The following is a 16,195-nucleotide window of genomic DNA, read 5'->3' on the forward strand; positions in this document are numbered from 1 at the left end:
TCACTGACGGACCGTCGAGCCCCGGCGTTCCTTGCGGATGTGCAGCTGCGCGGGCACCCGGGTGCGCAGCTCGGCGACATGGCTGACGATGCCGACCGCACGACCGCCGTCGCGCAGGCCGTCGAGGATGTCGAGCACCCCGTCGAGGGTGTCCTCGTCCAGGGTGCCGAAGCCCTCGTCGACGAAGAGCGTGCCGATCTCCACTCCCCCGGCCTCCGCGCTCACCACGTCGGCCAGGCCGAGGGCGAGGGCGAGCGAGGTGATGAAGCTCTCGCCGCCGGAGAGGGTCGCCGGGTCGCGGCCCACACCGGTCCAGCTGTCCAGGATGTGCAGGCCGAGCCCGCCGCCGGACCTGCTCCGGTCTCCGGCGGAGCGGTCACGGTTGTGCTCCAGGAGATAACGCCCGCCCGACATGTGGTCGAGCCGTTCGTTCGCCGACGCGACCACCTGGCCGAGGCGCTCGCCGAGCACGTAGGACGACAGCCGCATCTTCCAGCGGTTGTCGGCGGAGTTGCCGCCGGTCAGGGTGGCGAGCCGTTCCGTCAGGCGGTGTCGCTCGTCGGCCGGCTCCCAGCGTCGCAGGCATTCGGCCAGTTCGGTGCGGAGCGCGGCCAGCCGCGCGAGGCGGGCCTCGCCCCGGTCCCGTTCGGACAGCAGGCGGGCGTGGGCGGCGTCGGCCGCGTCCCGCGCGTCGCGCAAGGCCGCGAGATCGGGTTCCGGCTCGGCCGCCGCGGCGACCAGCTCGGGGTCGGCGAGCATCGCGGCGACCGCGGCGCCCTCCTGGGCGAGCTCGCGGAGCCGGGCGGTCTTCTCCCCCCGCTCGGCGGAGGAGCGGACGGCCGCGCGGGCGTCGTCGAGCCCGAGGAAACCCACCTCGACGACGGCGCCCAGCGCCTGGTTACGGGCCGCCACGAGCTCCTCGGCGGCGACCCGCTCGTCCCTGACCGCTTCGACGGCCTCCCGCAGCAGCTCGGCCTCGTCGGCGAGCCGGTCCAGCCTGGCGACCAGCGTCGGGTCCTCGCCGCGCGCCTCGTCGAGGCGCGCGGTCAGCCGCTCGGCCTCGACGGCGAGCCTTTCCGTGTTCGTCCGGCGGGAGGCCAGCCCGACGGCGAGCTCGCGTGAACGCTCCCCGAGCCGGTCGGACTCGGCGGCGACCTTCTCGACCTCGGCCGCCAGCGCCGTCTCGGCCCGCGCCGACTCGCGCAGCGCGGCCAGTGCCCGCTCCGCCCCGGTGAGCTCGTCCGCGGCGTCCCGTACGGCCAGGCCGGTCCTGTCGTTCGCCTCGCGGTGGGCGGCGGCGAGCTCGATCACGCGGGTCGCGGCGGCGAGCGCGGCGGACAGGTGCGCGCTCTCCCGTGCCAGGCGGTCGCGGCGGGCCCGCACCGTGGGGTCGGCGCCCCGGGCGTCGTCCAGGCGGGCGGTGAGACGCTCGCGCTCGGTCTGCCGGCCCGCGCGGCGGGCGCGTCCCTCGGCGAGCCGCCCGGCGATCTCCGCCGCCCGGCTCCTCGCGTCCTCCAGTTCGGCGGTGATCCGCTCCACCTCGGCGGCGAGGGTCTCCTCGGCGCTCGCCGCAGAGGTCAGCGCCTCAAGCTTCCTGCCGGCCTCGGCGAGGATCTCCCCCGCTTCCTCCCCGGTCGTCTCACCCGCGACGGCGAGAGCCTCGTCGAGGCGCAGGGTCAGCGTCGTGACGGTGTTTTCCGCGGCCTGACGGCGTTCCATGGCCGCCTCGTAGGCGCTCTGGGCCACGCGCTCGTCGTCGGCGGTGGGTGCCTCGTCGGCCGGGGCGGCGGGAGCGGGGTGTTCGGGTGAGCCGCAGACCGCGCAGGGGTGGCCCGGGGTGAGCTTCGCGGCGAGTTCCGCGGCCATGCCGTCGATCCTGGACTGCCGGATGTCCAGGTGCCGGTCACGGAGCGTCTGGGCGAAGTCGGCGGCGTCCGTCCGCGCGGCGCGGGCGGACTCCAGTTCGGCGCGGAGAATCTCGCGGCGTCGTGCCGCGGCGAGCACCGCGGTGGCGGTGTCGACGCTCGCCCGCGCCACCGGGACCCCCGCCGCTGCGGCCCTGGCCTCACCGAGCCGAGCCGACGCCTCCGCCGACGCGGCGGGCAGCCTCTCCAGGATCTCGCGGACCTCGGTCTCCTGCCGGAGCACCTCCGGGAGCTCCGCGTCGAACGCGGTGATCAGCCCGTCGACCTCGGCCAGCCGGTCCTCCTCGGCCCGCAGCCCCTCCAGCGCGGCCAGTTCCCGCCCGCACTCCCTCTCCCCGATGGTGAGAACCTCACGAACCTTCCCGGGGTCGAGGTGCTCACGTATTTCCTGGGGGCCGAGAGCCTTGCGGCCCTCGTCGGGGTCGAGAGGCCCACCGGGCTCCAGGGCTTCACGGACGTCCTCGAGACCGAGGGCCTCGCCGAGGCCCAAGGGGTCGCGAACCTCGGGAGAGAGGACGGCCAGGCCTGCGGCGAGGTCGGTACGGGCCGCGGACAGGTCGGCGGCGAGGCGGTCGCGCTGCTCGGCCGCCCGGAGACGGGTGACGGCGGCCTCCACCGCCGACTCGGCCGCGGGGACGCGGGCCGCGTCCAGGCGTGCGGCGGTGAGGCGTTCGTCCAGTTCCCTGCGGAGGCCGGGGAGGACCTCCAGGCGGGCGTCGGCCTCCGCCTGCGCGGCGGCCAGCTCGGCGATCTCGCGAGCGGCCGTCTCCCGCTCCTGGACGATTCCCGCCAGGCGTGACTCCTCCGCTCGCAGCTCGCCCAGGCGGGTGATCTCGCCCTGGCGGTCGCGTTCCAGCGCGACCAGGTGGCCGAGCACCGCGTGGCGGCGGTCCGCACCGGCATCCGTATGGTCACGGACGTCACCGCGAGCGCCCACACCCGCGTGGTCACGAGCCTCGCCGTAAACATCGGCGCCCGTGCCGGCACGGGCGCCGCCAGGAGCGCCACCGCCCGCGTGGGCGCGGGTCCCGTCGCCGTGGCCCGCACCCGCCGCATCGTCACCGTCGTGCGCGGTGCCGGTGCGGTCGCGGACGGCGCCCCACCGGCCGACGGGAGCACCGAGGAGGGGAAGGGCGCGGGCGACGGCGTCGGCGGCCAGCCGGTGGGCCTTCGAGGCGGCCTCGGCGCGCTGCTCGGCGCTCTGGATCAGCGGCAGCACCCGGTCGGCGGCCGCCGCCTCCTCCAGGATGATCTCCAGGTCCGCGCGTTCCTCGGCCGTCTCCTCCAGCGTCCGGCTCCGGGTCAGCGCCTCGGCGTGACGCCGTCGCCGGTCGGCCAGCGCGGCACCGCGCTCCAGGCTCTCGCGCGCCCGCCGTACGGCGGCCTCGCCCTCGGCTCCCTGCCCGTCCAGCCGTGCGGCCTCCAGGCGTGCGAGCTCCTCAAGCGCGCGGGCCCACCCCAGCGGGTCGTCCTCCACGGAGTTCGCGGAGTTCGCGGAGTTCGCGGAGTCCACAGGGTTCGTGGGGTTCGCGGGGCCCGCGAACCCCACCGGCTCCATCGACTCCACGGGGAGCCCCGAGTCGGGGAGGGCGTCCAGCGCGGCCAGCAGGGCGGGACCCGCGGCCTCCTCCAGTCGCTTGACGGCGAAGTCGACCTCCTTGCGGAGGGCCTGCTGCTCGCGGTACGCCTCGGTGCGCTGCTCGGCGAGCCAGGACTCGGCGGTGGCGTAGACCTTCACCGAGAACAGGCGCTCCAGGACCCTGCGGCGTTCCTCGCCGTCGGCGCGCAGGAACTTGGCGAAGTCTCCCTGGGGCAGCATCGCGACCTGGAGGAACTGTTCGGCGTTCATGCCGAGCAGGGTGCCGACGAACTCCCCGGCCTCGTCGACCCTGGTCGTGAGCCCCACCCACTCCCCGGATGGCGCGAGCTCCTGGAGCAGTGCCTTCTCGTTCTCCCTGGTCGTGCCGGTGCCCCTGAGCTTGGGGCGCTGCCAGGCCGGCGACCGGGTGATCTTCAGCCTGCGGCCCCGCACCGTGACCTCCAGCGCCACGCTGGGCCCACGCCCAGGGGGCGCGTGGTCGCAGCGCAGGCTCTTGGCGCTGTCGCGCCTGCCGGGCACCCTGCCGTACAGGGCGTAGCAGAGCGCGTCCAGCACGGTGGTCTTGCCCGCGCCGGTGGGGCCGTGGATCAAGAACAGCCCCGCCTCGGCGAGGGCGTCGAAGTCGACCTGCTCCTCACCGGGAAAGGAGCCGAAAGCGGTGATCCACAGACGGTGCGGGCGCATCTACGCCTTCGCCTCCTTCATACGGGAGAACTCCACGGCCTCCCGCAGCAGCCGGGTCTCAGCGGGGTCGGCGGCCTCGCCGCGCACCTCGCGGACGAAGTCGAGAGCGACGTCGATCTCGGGACGCCCGGCCGCCCTGGCGCGGGTCACGGTCTCCTCGCCCCCGCCCTCGGGCTCGAAGGACAGGGCGAGCGTGTGCGGGAAGCGGGCCCTGAGCCGCTCCATCGCACCCTTGGGCCTGATCCGGTCGACGAGCGTCACCTGGAGCCAGTGCTCCTCGTGACGGGCGTGCTCGGGAGCGGTCAGCAGGTCGTCGATGCGGCCGGTGAGGCGGCTGACCGGCCTGGGCACCGGGGCCTCGACGAACTCGGCGCCCTCGTACCCGCCGGGACCGATGTCGACCACCCAGGAGCCCTTCGTCTGACCGGCCTCGGAGAAGGAGTAGGCGATCGGGGAGCCGGAGTAGCGGGCGGTCTCGGTCATCCGCTGGCGGCCGTGCAGGTGGCCGAGCGCCACGTAGTCGACGCCGTCGAAGGCGCGCACCGGAACGTGCGCGACGCCTCCCACGCTGATGTCGCGCTCGCTGTCGCTGCCCCGCCCTCCGGTCACGAACGCGTGGGCGAGGACCACCGACCGGGGACCGCGCCGGGCGAGGTCGGCGCGAACCAGGGACATCGCGTGCTCGATCGCGGCGGTGTGGGTGCGCTCGGACAGCTCCCAGGGGGCGCGTACCAGCTCGGGCTCCAGGTAGGGGATGCCGTAGAAGGCGACGTCGTCGACGACGACCGGCTCGCCGACCCGCCCCGGGTCGGTGCGCAGGTGGACGCCCGCCGCGTCGATGAGGTCGGCGCCGAAGCCGAGGCGGCGGGCCGAGTCGTGGTTGCCGCTGATCAGCACGGTGCGCACGCGGGCGTCGACCAGCCGTCGCAGCGCCTGGTTGCACAGGTCGACCGCGTCGACCGAGGGAAGCGCCCGGTCGTAGACGTCACCGGCGACCGCGACCACGTCGATCCGCTCCGACCTGACCGTCTCGATCAGGTGGTCGACGAAGACGCCCTGGGCCGCCAGGAGGCTCTCCCGGTGGAACGATCGGCCCAGGTGCCAGTCCGATGTGTGCAACACCCGCATGTCGCACGAAGCTAACAGGACTCAGCGACAAATGTGGCCACTCACGTCACGCCGATCCCCCGCTCTGTTCGGGAATGGCGGCGATGAGTACGCTTGAAGATCGGAAGGAACGATACCGGAGCCGGCGACGAGCACGGAGGCGGATCACCATCGGGGATCGCGGTGACATCCAGGTGGGCCGTGGCGTCCTGAGCGTCGCGTCCGGCCTGATCCTGGTGATTCTCGCGACGGTGGGCTACACGCTGCCGCCGCCGTTCGACCCGACCCCTCTGCACGCCGATCCGGTCTTCCAGGCCCTTCCCCCCCAGCCGCCGTCCGAGCTCCGGCCGGTCGCCGCGAACAGGCAGATCACCACGCAGGACATCACCGTCACGGCCGAGGACGGTACGCCGCTGGGTGCGACGATCCGCGCGCCGGTCGCCCCCGGGCGGCACCCGGCGCTGGTCTTCGTGCAGGGTGCGGGCCCCGGGGTCAGGGGCGAGTTCACGACCCAGGCCGAGTGGCTGGCCAGGTCCGGGATCGTCACCCTCGTCTACGACAAGCGGACCGTGGGCTACGACTTCCTCAAGCGCGACTTCGGCCTCCTCGCCCGCGATGCCCTGCGCGTTTTGAATGAGCTGCGCTCGCGTGAGGACGTCGACCCGGCCAGGGTGGGGCTCTGGGGGGTGAGCGAGGGCAGCTGGGTGGTGCCCATCGCGGCCAACCAGAGCACCGCCGTCGGGTTCACCGTGCTGGTGTCGTCCCCCAACGTCTCCCCCATGCGGCAGGTGACGTGGGCGCTGGGCGAGCAACTCCAGCGGCTGTACGCGCCCAGCGGGGTGCGCGAGCTGCTCATCCGCGCGATCGGCGCCGTCGACGCGGACTTCCTGCGCTACGACGGCCTGCCCGCGCTGCGCGAGATGCGGCAGCCGGTCCTGGCCCTGTACGGCACGCGCGACCCCTCGATCCCGTTCGTGGAGAGCAGCAAGGCGCTGACCGACGCCCTCACCGAGGGCGGCAACGACGACTACACGATCCGCTACCTCGACCGCGCCGACCACGGCATGCGCTTCCACGGCGGCCCCCTCGTCCCCGACTACCTGCGGACGTTGTCCAACTGGGTGACGGGCCTGCCGGACACGGCCAAGCCTTCCGTGCACATCGCCGGTGCCACACCGGTCCAGCGCCTGGAGGCGAGCGATGTTCCCGCCGCCCCCTGGTACGCCGGGGGCACGATGATCGGCCTGACGCTCTGCCTCGCCGTGGTCGGCTACGTGGTCGGGCCGGTCGCGGAGATGGCGGCGCGACTGCGGGGCCGCACCACCGCGGCGCAGGCCGACGTCCTGATCTGGCCGCCGATCCGGCGGCGGTTCCGCCGGATGGCCTGGACCGGGGTCGGGCTGCTCGTCTCGGTGGTGGCGTTCATCACGCTGCTCGTGCTGTTCTCGGTCAACCAGGCCGGGGCGTGGCCCGCGGTGCTCGCCGGGTGGCTGGTCATCAGGATCCTGGCGCTGCTGATGCTGCTGCAGGAGGTCACGGGCGTGGCGGCCGTCGTGTCGGGACTGCGCGAGGGCTGGCAGCCCTCGCGCCCGCAGAGCTTCGCGGTCGCCGGGGTGCTGGGCGGCACCGGCCTGCTGCTGGTGGCCGCGGCCTACTACGGCCTGTTCTCCTTTCCCTGGTAGGACCGCTCACCTCATCCGGTTCTCACGCGTTTCCTTCACCGGTTTGCCCCGGTCAGGCGTCGCGATGGGTAATCGCCAGGGTTGCCGCGAGGAGGGGGATCACGACGTAACTCGCGAGAATGGCGGTGGCTGGGAGGGGTCCGAAAGCGCCGGAGTCGGGGACGTCGGCCAGTTGTCTGGTCAGGGAGGGAATCGTCAGGGAAGAGGTCCAGTCGTTCCAGGGGGCGGGCAGGAAGCGCGCGATCATGGTCGGGGTGAGCAGGAGCGCGATCAGGGTGATGAGCGTTCCCGGGAGCGAACGCACGATCGTGGCCAGGCCCAGCCCCAGCACCGCGGCGACGGCGGAGCCGGCGCCTGCCGCCAGCACCTCGGTCAGCGCGGCCGGCTCGGAGAACGAGGCGCCGATAGGGCGATCGCCTACCACCGCCTGAGCGGTGAAGTACGTGGCGAACGCCAGTATCTGGCCCACGATCGCGGCCACGGCGGCCACTACGGCAGCCTTGGCCAGGAGGAGATGCCAGGGGCGCCGCATCGTGGTTAACGTCAGCCTGATCATGCCCGTGCTGTACTCACCGGAGATGGCGAGCACCCCCAGCATGCCGAAGAGGACGGGAGTGATGTCGGCGCTGAAGCCGAGCCCCGTGCCGACGGGTTCGCCACCAAAACCGTTGGTGTCGAAGTGCTTGGAGATCGAGAGGGCGGCGAAGCCGGTGAGCGCCGGAGCCGAGAGCGTGGCGGCCAGGACGAAGTGGGCGGATCGGAGCGAGCGCAGCTTGACCCATTCCGAGGCGATGGCGTTGATCACTGGGTTATCTCCATGAAGGCCTCTTCCAGCGACACGTGACGCGCCACCAGCTCATGGATGGCGCAGTCGTTCGCCAAGGCGGCATCACCTATGGCGGCCGCGGACAAGCCGGTCACCAGCAGATCCCCTTCGCCCCAGGAGGGAGAGGCCATCTCGCTCGCGGCGGGCGTGCCCGTTTCCTGCGCGAGGCGCACGGTCGCTCCCGCCATTTCGAGCACCACGGCCAAGCGGGCCGCCTGGGGTGATCGGACCTGTACGTCGCCTTGAAAGCGGGCCAGTAGCTCCTCCATCGAGGTGTCCTCGATCAGCCGCCCCTGGCCGATGACGATGAGCCGGTCGGCGGTGAGAGACATCTCGGTCATCAGATGACTCGACAGGAGGATGGTCCGCCCCTCCGCCGCCATGGATCTCAGCAGTGCCCTGAGCCAGCGGATGCCGTCGGGGTCGAGGCCGTTGATCGGCTCGTCGAGAATGAGCACCCCTGGGTCACCGAGCAGTGCCGCCGCGATGCCGAGGCGCTGGCGCATCCCGTAGGAGAACCCGGCGATCCGCTTGCGCGCCACGCCGGCCAGGCCGACCTCCTCAAGGACCCGTACGACTCTGCGGCGCGCGATCCCGCCGGCATCCGCCAGCGCCTGGAGGTGATCGAACGCGCTGCGCCCGCCCTGCACCTCGGCGGCGTCGAGCATGGCACCGACCTCACGCATGGGGTCGCGAAGCTCACGCTTGCGGACGCCGTTGATCAACGCCTTGCCCGAGGTGGGCGAGTGCAGGCCGAGGATGACCTGCATGGCGGTGGACTTGCCTGCCCCGTTGTGCCCGAGAAAGCCGGTGACCTGTCCGGGCTTGACGTCGAACGTCAGCTCCGAGATGGCGCGCGTGGAACCGTACACTTTCGTGAGGTTCATGACCTCGATCATTTGCCCACCTTCTGGATCCGCTCGGCCGGGCAGCGCGTGCCCGGCGCGGGCAGTGCGCCCGTTGTGAAGTAGGCGAGGACATTCCGCCGCAGGCAGGAGTTTCCTCCCCAGGACGCGTGGCCGTCGCCGTGCCACAGGACGTGCGCGGACGGAATCTGCTCGGCCACATGCCGCTGCCCGAGGTAGTTGGTGTTGTTGTCGAGCTCCCCGATCGCGAAGAGGACCGGCGGCAGATCCTGCATCGACTCCTTCCCCGACAACGGGTGCGGCGCCCAGGACGCGCCCCCACTACGCCCCCAGCACCGTCCGAGCTCGTAACGTCCCGAGAGCCAGCCGAACCTCGGTGCGATCTCTCGAAGCCTGGCCTCGATCTCCTGGAACTCCTCATACGTCGGCAGCTTCGGCATGAAGTCGTTGCACAGGAAGTCCTGACTCACGGACGATCCGCCCTGCTCCGGCGCGAGCTCGGTCAGGAAGCCCGCGGCGTTGCCGTCGAGGGCCTTGCGGATGGCGGTCGCGAACTGCGGCCAACGCGCCGGGTTCATCCCTTGGATCCCGCCCGCGTACAGCTGCCCCTCGCTCACCGTCCGGCCGGTCGAGGCAGGCAACAGCGTGCGGCGCACTCTTGCGACCAGTTCGTCCCATGCCTTGCTCGCGTCCCTGCCGTACAGGGCACAGTCGGTACGGCGGGCGCACCAGTCGCGGAAGCGGATGAGATGCCGCTCCTGCGTCATCGCGTAGTCGCGCAACCGGTCCTCGAACTTCTGCCGGGTGTGATCGGCGGTCCCGTCGAAATACATCCGGCCCACCCGCCGCGGGAACAGCTCCAGATATGCCTGGGCGAAGACGGTCCCGTAGGAGTTGCCCGCGTAGAGGAGCTTCTCCTGGCCGAGTGCGGCGCGCAGCGCGTCGATGTCGTGTGCCACGTTCCACGCCGTCAGTCCGCGCCACGCCGACTTGGCCGTCTTGCGGCAGCTCTTCTGATGGGCCGCGTTCTTGGCGGCGTGGGCGTCCCAGTCCTGCCTCGTCCGCGCCAGGACCAGTCCATGGATGGAGGCCCCGGGCTCCGCACAGCTCATCTTCTTGCCGCTGTTGGGCTCGGACATCCCGCGCGGATCGATGGCGATGACATCGAACCGGCTCCGCAACTCGTTGAGCACGACCGGCAGCTCCGGCGGATAGTCGGGATCGCTCGACGGTCTGAGCATCGCCGTGCTCGTACCGGGGCCGCCGAAGTTGACGATCAGCGGCCCCGCGCTTCGGCCCGTCGCGGAGAGCTTGGCCACGTGCACCGAGGTTTTCGGCCCCCCAGGATCGGCCCAGTCCACGGGAACGACCAGTTCGGCGCACCGTAGGCCGTCGCCGCACTCGCGCCAGCCGAGGGAATATGCCTGAGCCGAGGCCAGCGCGATGCCGCCGAGTGACACGGCGAGGCACGCGGCCAGGCACAAGGCGATGACTCTGCGTCGGTTCATGCCGGCAACGATGCTGCATGGCGATGGCTCGCACATCGGAGCCGGATCCGGTCTTGTGAGTCGGATCAGGGTCATACGGCAGGGACGCACACGAGCGGAGTACGACCCTGGTCCGACGGCCCGGGCTCCGATCCGATTCCGCTCGTTCCTCGGTAACGTCGCAAAGGTGAACCTGCTCACCCGGCGGCTTCCGTACAGCCTGCTCGTCCTCGCCGACGTCGTGGTCATGGTGCTGCTCACGCTGATGTCCGCGATGGAGCGAACCGTGTTTGACCTGGGCGCCGTATCTGCGCTGGTCTGCGCGCTCCCCGTGGCTCTGCGGCGGGTCTGGCCGCTCCCCGCCTACTGCGGTGCGCTGCTGGGCGGCGTCTTGGTGCTCCTGCTGCCGGTCAGCCGGCCGGCGACGATCGCGGTGGCGGCGCTGACCGTTTACACGGTGGCGACCACCCAGCCGTCGCGGCGATCGGGGACGGCCCTCGTGGCGGGCCTGCTCGTCATCGGAGGCGCCCAACTGGTCTCGGTGATGGGCGTACCACGACGGATGGACAATTGGCCGGATCCGATCTTCATCATTGGAGTGACATGGCTGATCATCGGGGCGAGCTGGAGTCTCGGCGCGACGGCGCGCACCCGCCGTGAGTTCGCCGCGCGCGAGGCCAGGAGGCAGGCAGAGAAGGCGGTGGTCGACGAGCGGCTGCGGATCGTACGCGAGTTGCACGATGTCGTCGCCCATTCACTGAGCGTGATCACCGTCAAGGCGGGGGTGACGGCCAAAGTCCTCGACAAACATCCGGAGGAAGGACATAAGGCGTTGCGAACCATCGAGGAGATCGGGCGCGGTTCCCTGGTGGAGATGCGTCAGTTCCTCGGCGCGCTGCGATCACCCGGCAGCGCACCCGAGAGCACGCCGCTCCCCGGCCTCGCCGACCTGCCGTCCCTCACCCACCGAGCCGCGGAGGCCGGCGTGCAGGTCGACCTGTCGGTGAGCGGGACCGTGCCCGACAGCATGGGGCCGGCCGTCTATCGCATCGTTCAGGAGGCGATCACCAATGTCGTCAGACACGCCGCCCCCGCCCATTGCCGGGCCGGCGTGTCGGTCGTCGACGGAAGGTTGACGATCTCCGTGGTCGACGACGGGCCGGGGCGGCGTATGCTGCCGGGCGAGCCGGGCGGACACGGTCTTACCGGGATGCGTGAACGGGCTCTGATGCACGGTGGCGACTTCGAGGCCGGGCCGCTGCCGGGACACGGGTTCCGCGTACACGCGTCATGGGAGGTCCGTTGATTCGAGTGCTCGTCGCCGACGACCAGGCGCTGCTGCGTGGCACCTTTCGGTTACTGATCGACTCGGAGGACGATCTCACCGTGGTCGGGGAAGCGGCCGACGGACAGCAGGCAGTGAGGCTCGCGCGGATGGAATCACCCGATGTGGTGCTCATGGACATCAGAATGCCGGAGATGGACGGCATCACCGCGACCAAGCAGATCGCCCGGGACATCCGGGTTCTCATCCTGACCACGTTCGACCTCGACGAGTACGTCTACGCGGCGTTACGGGCGGGCGCCAGCGGCTTCCTGCTCAAGGACGCGCCACCCGACGACCTCCTGAGGGCGATCCGGGTGGTCGCGGCGGGCGAGACGCTGCTCGCGCCGAGCGTCACCACGCGACTGATCGCGGAGTTCGTACGGCGGCCGGACCAGCGGGTCTTCCACGGGCTCGACACATTGACGGATCGGGAGCGCGAGGTGCTCACGCTCATCGCCCACGGACTGTCCAACGCCGAACTCGCCGCCCAACTCCAGCTGAGCCCCGGGACCGTGAAGACGCACATCGGTCGCCTTCTGGCCAAGCTGAAAGCACGAGACCGTGCCCAGCTCGTCATCGCCGCCTACGAAACCGGCCTCGTCCGACCGCGTTGACGCGAGTGCACGGCCCGGCATCTTCCGGGAGAACGCCACGACCTAGAGGCAGCCGTCGAGCCAGCGGTCCATCTCGGCGAGGACGCGCCTGCGGACCGGTTCGGGTGACAGCACCAGGTCGTGTATCCCGCCCCGCACCCGGACGCACGTCACGTGCGAGCCGATGCTGGTCGACCATCGGGCGATCTGGCCGGGGTCGAGCACGACGTCCGCCTCCTGGGCCTCGGGCATGAAGGCGCGCAGCCGCAGGCCCTTCTCCGCGCAGAGCACCAGCACCGGCACGTCCACCCGGAGGCCGTCGTGCAGCCTGCGCTGCGCCCGGCGGATCGCCCCCAGCCAGGCCGCGTGCACCGGGAACCCTCCGATGGGCTTCCACTCCAGGTCGAAGTCCCACTCGCCGTGGTGGCTGCGGTGCAGGCTCGTGCCGTACGCGGTGGCGGCCACCAGGGGCAGGACGGCGCGGGCGGGCAGCCTGGACAGCTGCCTTCGCAGCAGGTCGGCGGCGATCCGCACGGGAAGGGGGACGTTGAGGTCGAGGAAGGGGCTGTTGAGCACCAGCGCCTGGACGAGACCCCGGCCGCGGACCCGGTCGGCCCAGAGCGAGGCGATCAGGCCGCCGGTGGAGTGGGCGTTGAGGACGACGCGATCGTGCCCGTCGCGCTCGCGGATGACGCGTACCGCCTCGTCGATCTCCGGGAAGTACTCGGTGACGCTGCGCACGAACCCGCGGGTCTGGTGCGGCAGCAGCGAGCGGCCGTACTTGCGCAGGTCGAGGCCGTAGAAGTCGAAGCCCCTCGCGACGAAGTGGTCGGCCAGGTGGGTCTGGAAGAAGTAGTCGGTGAAGCCGTGTACGTAGAGCACGGCGCCGCGGGCGGGCTCGGGAGCCCCTCGCCGCACCAGCGAGGCCACCACCGTGCCCTCGTCGTCGTCGGCCATCGGCAGGACCGTGAGCTCGTAGTCGGGACCGAGAACGTCGGGCATGACGGTCAGGGTAGTTCGTGCGAATCATCCGGCCGCATCGGGACCTCCCGAAGGGATTCGGGGCCTCACGCGGGAAGAGGACCGGGGTGATTCGTCCGGGAAGGCGGCGGTGTTCTCGGCGGCGCCGAGCGCGCGTGAGAGGTCGAGGGTCGTCGGGGATCATCGGGGATCACTGCGGCGGCGCTGTTTTTCGATCTCCGCGAAACCCTGATCGAACCCGATTGCAGCAGAAATGATGAGATATAGGCGTATTAGCTTCCCGGTTTGTTCACCCGTTTGTCGCCCGCGGCCTGGTTTCGCCCCCCTACCATCTCCCCTGCGGCGGTCAAGCGCGAGGAAACGGGGAGCAATTGCGGGACAGATCAAAGCCGCCCGGCGTCGGTGCGGTCATCGGCTGGACGGCACTGGCCGCCGTCGCCCCGGGCGCCGCGCATCTGCGTGCCGGATGGCGCAGGACGGGACTGGCGATCCTGTGCGCGTACGCGGCGCTGTTGCTGGCCCTGCTCTGGGTCGCGCTCACCTCCGACCTCGCCGACCTCGCCGGACAACTGGTCGCCTCCTCCTGGCTGACCGTCGTCACAGTGGCCTCCCTCGCGCTCGGCGTCGCCTGGTTCACGCTGATCGTGCACTCGTTCGTGGTGATGAACCCCGGCACGCTGCCCAGTACGGGACAGGCGATCGCCGGAGGCGTGGCGGGGACACTCGCGGTGGCCGTACTCCTGCCGTTCGGCCTGGTCGGACAGTACGCGGCGGTCTCGCAGTCGGCACTGGACGACGTCTTCAGCGCCCCGTCCACACCGCGTCCCGCGAGCGACGGGGACGGCCGCGAGGAGGACCCCTGGGCGGGCCGCGACCGGGTGAACATCCTGCTGCTCGGCGGTGACGCCGACACCCACCGGGTGGGCGTGCGGACCGACAGCATCAACGTGGCCAGCATCGACGTCAAGTCCGGCAACACCGTGCTGCTGAGCCTGCCGCGCAACCTGGAGAACGTCCGCTTCGTCCCCGGCTCCCCCATGGCGAAACGCTTTCCCGACGGGTTCCGGCTCCCGGCCAACCCCGACGGCTCGCGCGAGGACCTGCTCTTCGCGGTCTGGGAGTACGCCGACTCACATCCGGAGATCTTCGGGGGCCGTAAGAAACAGGGCACCAAGACGCTCGTCGACACGGTCGGCTACACGCTCGGGCTGAAGATCGACTGGTACGCCCTGGTCAACATGTGGGGGTTCGCCCGGCTGATCGACGCGATCGGAGGCGTGACGCTCACCGTTCCCCAGGACGTGGTCTTCGGCAAGTACGACGAGGGCCTGGTCAAGGCCGGAACCCGCAAACTGCGCGGCGCCGACGCGATGTGGTTCGCCCGCTCGCGCACCAACAGCGACGACTACACCCGGATGGGACGCCAGCGCTGCGTGCTGGGCGCACTGCTCTCCCAGTCGGACCCGGCGACCGTACTGTCCAGGTTCAACCAGGTCGCGCTCGCCACCAAGGAACTGCTGCGGACCGACATCCCGCGCCCGATGCTGGAGCACCTCGTGCCGCTGGCGTTGAAGGTCAAGAACGCGAAGGTGACCAGCGTCCAGTTCGTCCCGCCGCTGATCAACACCGGCTACCCCGACTGGACCAAAATCCGTACGGTCACCGCCAAGGCTCTGCGCGCCTCGGTCGTCACCCGGCGCCCTCTCACCGCCACCGCGGCCCCCGGCGCCACCCCGAAGGCCACCACCGAGCAAGGGCCCACCCGCACCCCCCAGGCTGCGGCTGAGCAAGGGCCCACCCGCACGCCCCTCCCGGGAACGAGCGCCACGGCGAAACCGGACCCGACCACTCCCAAGGGCATCACCGAAGGCTGCGGCTGAGCGAGGGCCCACCCGCCTGCGGATAACGGCTCTCCGGACCACGGCTCTCCGGACCACGGCTCTCCGGACGGCGGCCGGGGTGACCTCCCGCACGATCCGTCACCAGGCCCTCGGCCACCACATGGCGGGACGGCGCTCCGGCTTTCACGCCGGGGAGCGCGTCAAGCCAGGTACGACTCCTTGGACAGGCGACGGACCCGGTCCTCGTCGATGCGGTGCCCCAGCCCCACCTGGGTGAGCGGCACGGCCACCACGCCGCCCGAGGCGCCGACCGGCGGGTCGACGATCTGCGCGCTGCGCGGGGGCTCGGCCACGTCGCAGGGCAGGTCACAGCCGGGCAGGCTGGCCGCGGCGACGGTGGCCGCGCGGGCCAGCCCGGTTCCCTTTCCTCCCGCGCAGGCGATCTCCCATCCGGCGCGCACCGCGCGGTCGTGCACCCGCCGCACCTCGCGCAGGGAACCCAGGGCCGCGGGACGGAGCAGCAGTGCCCGGCCCGCCCTCGCGGTGACCGCCTCGTCCAGTTGCTCGGCCGAGGAGACCTCGAGCAGCACCGGGGCGGCGACGCGCTCCTGTAGGTCGGCGTGGTCGCCGAGACTCGCGAGACCGGCGAAGGGGCGCTCGATGACGGAGAGCGTGTAGGCGTCCAGCGCCTCGAGAGCGTCGATGTCGGTGTAGGCGCCGCGGGCGTCCACGCCGATGCCCAGCGCCGGGTACGCCTGACGGACGGCGCGCAGCGGCTCGATGTCCCAGCCCGGGTGAACATCCAGGGTGACGTGGGCGTACCCGGCGCAGACGTGCCGGTTCACCCGCGCGACCAGGCTCTCCAGGTTGCGTTCCGCGCCGATCCTGACGGTGGCCATGAGCGAGGTGCGGGTGCCGCCCAGCGCGTGGGCGAGCGGCACCCCGCGCATCTTCGCCCACAGATCCCAGCAGGCCATGTCGGCGGCCGACCCCCCGGGAATCGAGCCCAGCTCGTCGGGATGCTCCCAGTCGACGCCGATCAGCGCCTGCGCGAGCCCTTCCTCCAGCGCGACCCAGGTCTTGGGGTCGGCGTCGACGACCTCGCCCCACCCGGTCATCCCGCCATAGTCGGTGAGCCGGACGAGGATGCTCTCCGGCCGCCTGCCGTACGGCAGTATCAGCCGGAACACCTCGAGCTCACGGATACGCGGCATGGACCCCTCGATCTCTCCGAGCCCGAAGAACCTCGGACTCCGGCGACTTTCCGTGCCCGGAG

11 protein-coding genes are annotated in these 16,195 nt (G+C 71.5%); 4 read left to right on the forward strand and 7 right to left on the reverse strand.

Features of this window, described 5'->3' with window-relative positions:
* Together ACFY3D_RS08935 and ACFY3D_RS08940 are read right to left on the reverse strand one after the other, a co-directional pair.
* Complete coding sequence (locus ACFY3D_RS08935) at positions 1–4,209, reverse strand: AAA family ATPase (RefSeq protein WP_389976705.1); 4,209 nt, start codon at positions 4,207–4,209, stop codon at positions 1–3.
* Positions 4,210–5,337, reverse strand: a complete 1,128-nt coding sequence (locus ACFY3D_RS08940) for an exonuclease SbcCD subunit D (RefSeq protein ID WP_389976708.1) — start codon at positions 5,335–5,337, stop codon at positions 4,210–4,212. It abuts the gene before it with no gap.
* A 173-nt stretch (positions 5,338–5,510) separates the two neighbouring features.
* Here ACFY3D_RS08940 and ACFY3D_RS08945 point away from each other — a divergent pair, with 173 nt between their 5' ends.
* Positions 5,511–6,998: an alpha/beta hydrolase family protein gene (locus tag ACFY3D_RS08945; RefSeq protein ID WP_389976711.1), complete on the forward strand. Its 1,488-nt coding sequence runs from the start codon at positions 5,511–5,513 to the stop codon at positions 6,996–6,998.
* A 52-nt stretch (positions 6,999–7,050) separates the two neighbouring features.
* Here the strand turns inward: ACFY3D_RS08945 and ACFY3D_RS08950 are convergent, their stop codons facing one another.
* The 3 genes from ACFY3D_RS08950 to ACFY3D_RS08960 are packed head-to-tail and all read right to left on the reverse strand — an operon-like array spanning position 7,051 to position 10,198.
* On the reverse strand, positions 7,051–7,803 hold the full coding sequence (locus tag ACFY3D_RS08950) for an ABC transporter permease (protein ID WP_389976714.1): 753 nt from the start codon (positions 7,801–7,803) through the stop codon (positions 7,051–7,053).
* Entirely contained in the window at positions 7,800–8,723 is a 924-nt protein-coding gene (locus ACFY3D_RS08955; protein WP_389976717.1) for an ABC transporter ATP-binding protein, read from the reverse strand. Before ACFY3D_RS08955 ends, ACFY3D_RS08950 begins: the two co-directional genes overlap by 4 nt.
* On the reverse strand, positions 8,720–10,198 hold the full coding sequence (locus tag ACFY3D_RS08960) for an alpha/beta fold hydrolase (protein WP_389976720.1): 1,479 nt from the start codon (positions 10,196–10,198) through the stop codon (positions 8,720–8,722). Before ACFY3D_RS08960 ends, ACFY3D_RS08955 begins: the two co-directional genes overlap by 4 nt.
* A 166-nt stretch (positions 10,199–10,364) precedes the next feature.
* Between ACFY3D_RS08960 and ACFY3D_RS08965 the strand changes: the two genes are divergently transcribed.
* Both ACFY3D_RS08965 and ACFY3D_RS08970 read left to right on the forward strand, forming a co-directional pair.
* Positions 10,365–11,483, forward strand: coding sequence for a sensor histidine kinase (locus tag ACFY3D_RS08965; protein ID WP_389976723.1), 1,119 nt, complete (start codon positions 10,365–10,367; stop codon positions 11,481–11,483).
* Positions 11,480–12,118, forward strand: coding sequence for a response regulator (locus tag ACFY3D_RS08970; protein ID WP_389976726.1), 639 nt, complete (start codon positions 11,480–11,482; stop codon positions 12,116–12,118). The genes ACFY3D_RS08965 and ACFY3D_RS08970 overlap by 4 nt, the downstream gene beginning before the upstream one ends.
* Positions 12,119–12,160: 42 nt before the next feature.
* Here ACFY3D_RS08970 and ACFY3D_RS08975 read toward each other — a convergent pair whose 3' ends face one another.
* Entirely contained in the window at positions 12,161–13,099 is a 939-nt protein-coding gene (locus ACFY3D_RS08975) for an alpha/beta hydrolase (RefSeq protein WP_389976729.1), read from the reverse strand.
* A gap of 350 nt (positions 13,100–13,449) precedes the next feature.
* Between ACFY3D_RS08975 and ACFY3D_RS08980 the strand changes: the two genes are divergently transcribed.
* Positions 13,450–14,958, forward strand: coding sequence for an LCP family protein (locus ACFY3D_RS08980; RefSeq protein WP_389976732.1), 1,509 nt, complete (start codon positions 13,450–13,452; stop codon positions 14,956–14,958).
* Between the two features lie 161 nt (positions 14,959–15,119).
* Here the strand turns inward: ACFY3D_RS08980 and ACFY3D_RS08985 are convergent, their stop codons facing one another.
* Positions 15,120–16,133 (reverse strand): enolase C-terminal domain-like protein, encoded by a 1,014-nt coding sequence (locus ACFY3D_RS08985; RefSeq protein WP_389976735.1) that lies wholly within the window; start codon positions 16,131–16,133, stop codon positions 15,120–15,122.
* Between the last annotated feature and the right edge of the window lie 62 nt (positions 16,134–16,195).

Source organism: Streptosporangium sp. NPDC000509, from assembly GCF_042898365.1.
GTDB lineage: Bacteria > Actinomycetota > Actinomycetes > Streptosporangiales > Streptosporangiaceae > Streptosporangium.

Excerpts from the sequence above, each read along its gene's own strand:
- ACFY3D_RS08935 (WP_389976705.1), bottom strand. The coding sequence starts at position 4,209 with ATGCGCCCGCACCGTCTGTGGATCACCGCTTTCGGCTCCTTTCCCGGT.
- ACFY3D_RS08940 (WP_389976708.1), bottom strand. The coding sequence starts at position 5,337 with ATGCGGGTGTTGCACACATCGGACTGGCACCTGGGCCGATCGTTCCAC.
- ACFY3D_RS08955 (WP_389976717.1), bottom strand. The coding sequence starts at position 8,723 with ATGATCGAGGTCATGAACCTCACGAAAGTGTACGGTTCCACGCGCGCC.
- ACFY3D_RS08960 (WP_389976720.1), bottom strand. The coding sequence starts at position 10,198 with ATGAACCGACGCAGAGTCATCGCCTTGTGCCTGGCCGCGTGCCTCGCC.
- ACFY3D_RS08975 (WP_389976729.1), bottom strand. The coding sequence starts at position 13,099 with ATGCCCGACGTTCTCGGTCCCGACTACGAGCTCACGGTCCTGCCGATG.
- ACFY3D_RS08985 (WP_389976735.1), bottom strand. The coding sequence starts at position 16,133 with ATGCCGCGTATCCGTGAGCTCGAGGTGTTCCGGCTGATACTGCCGTAC.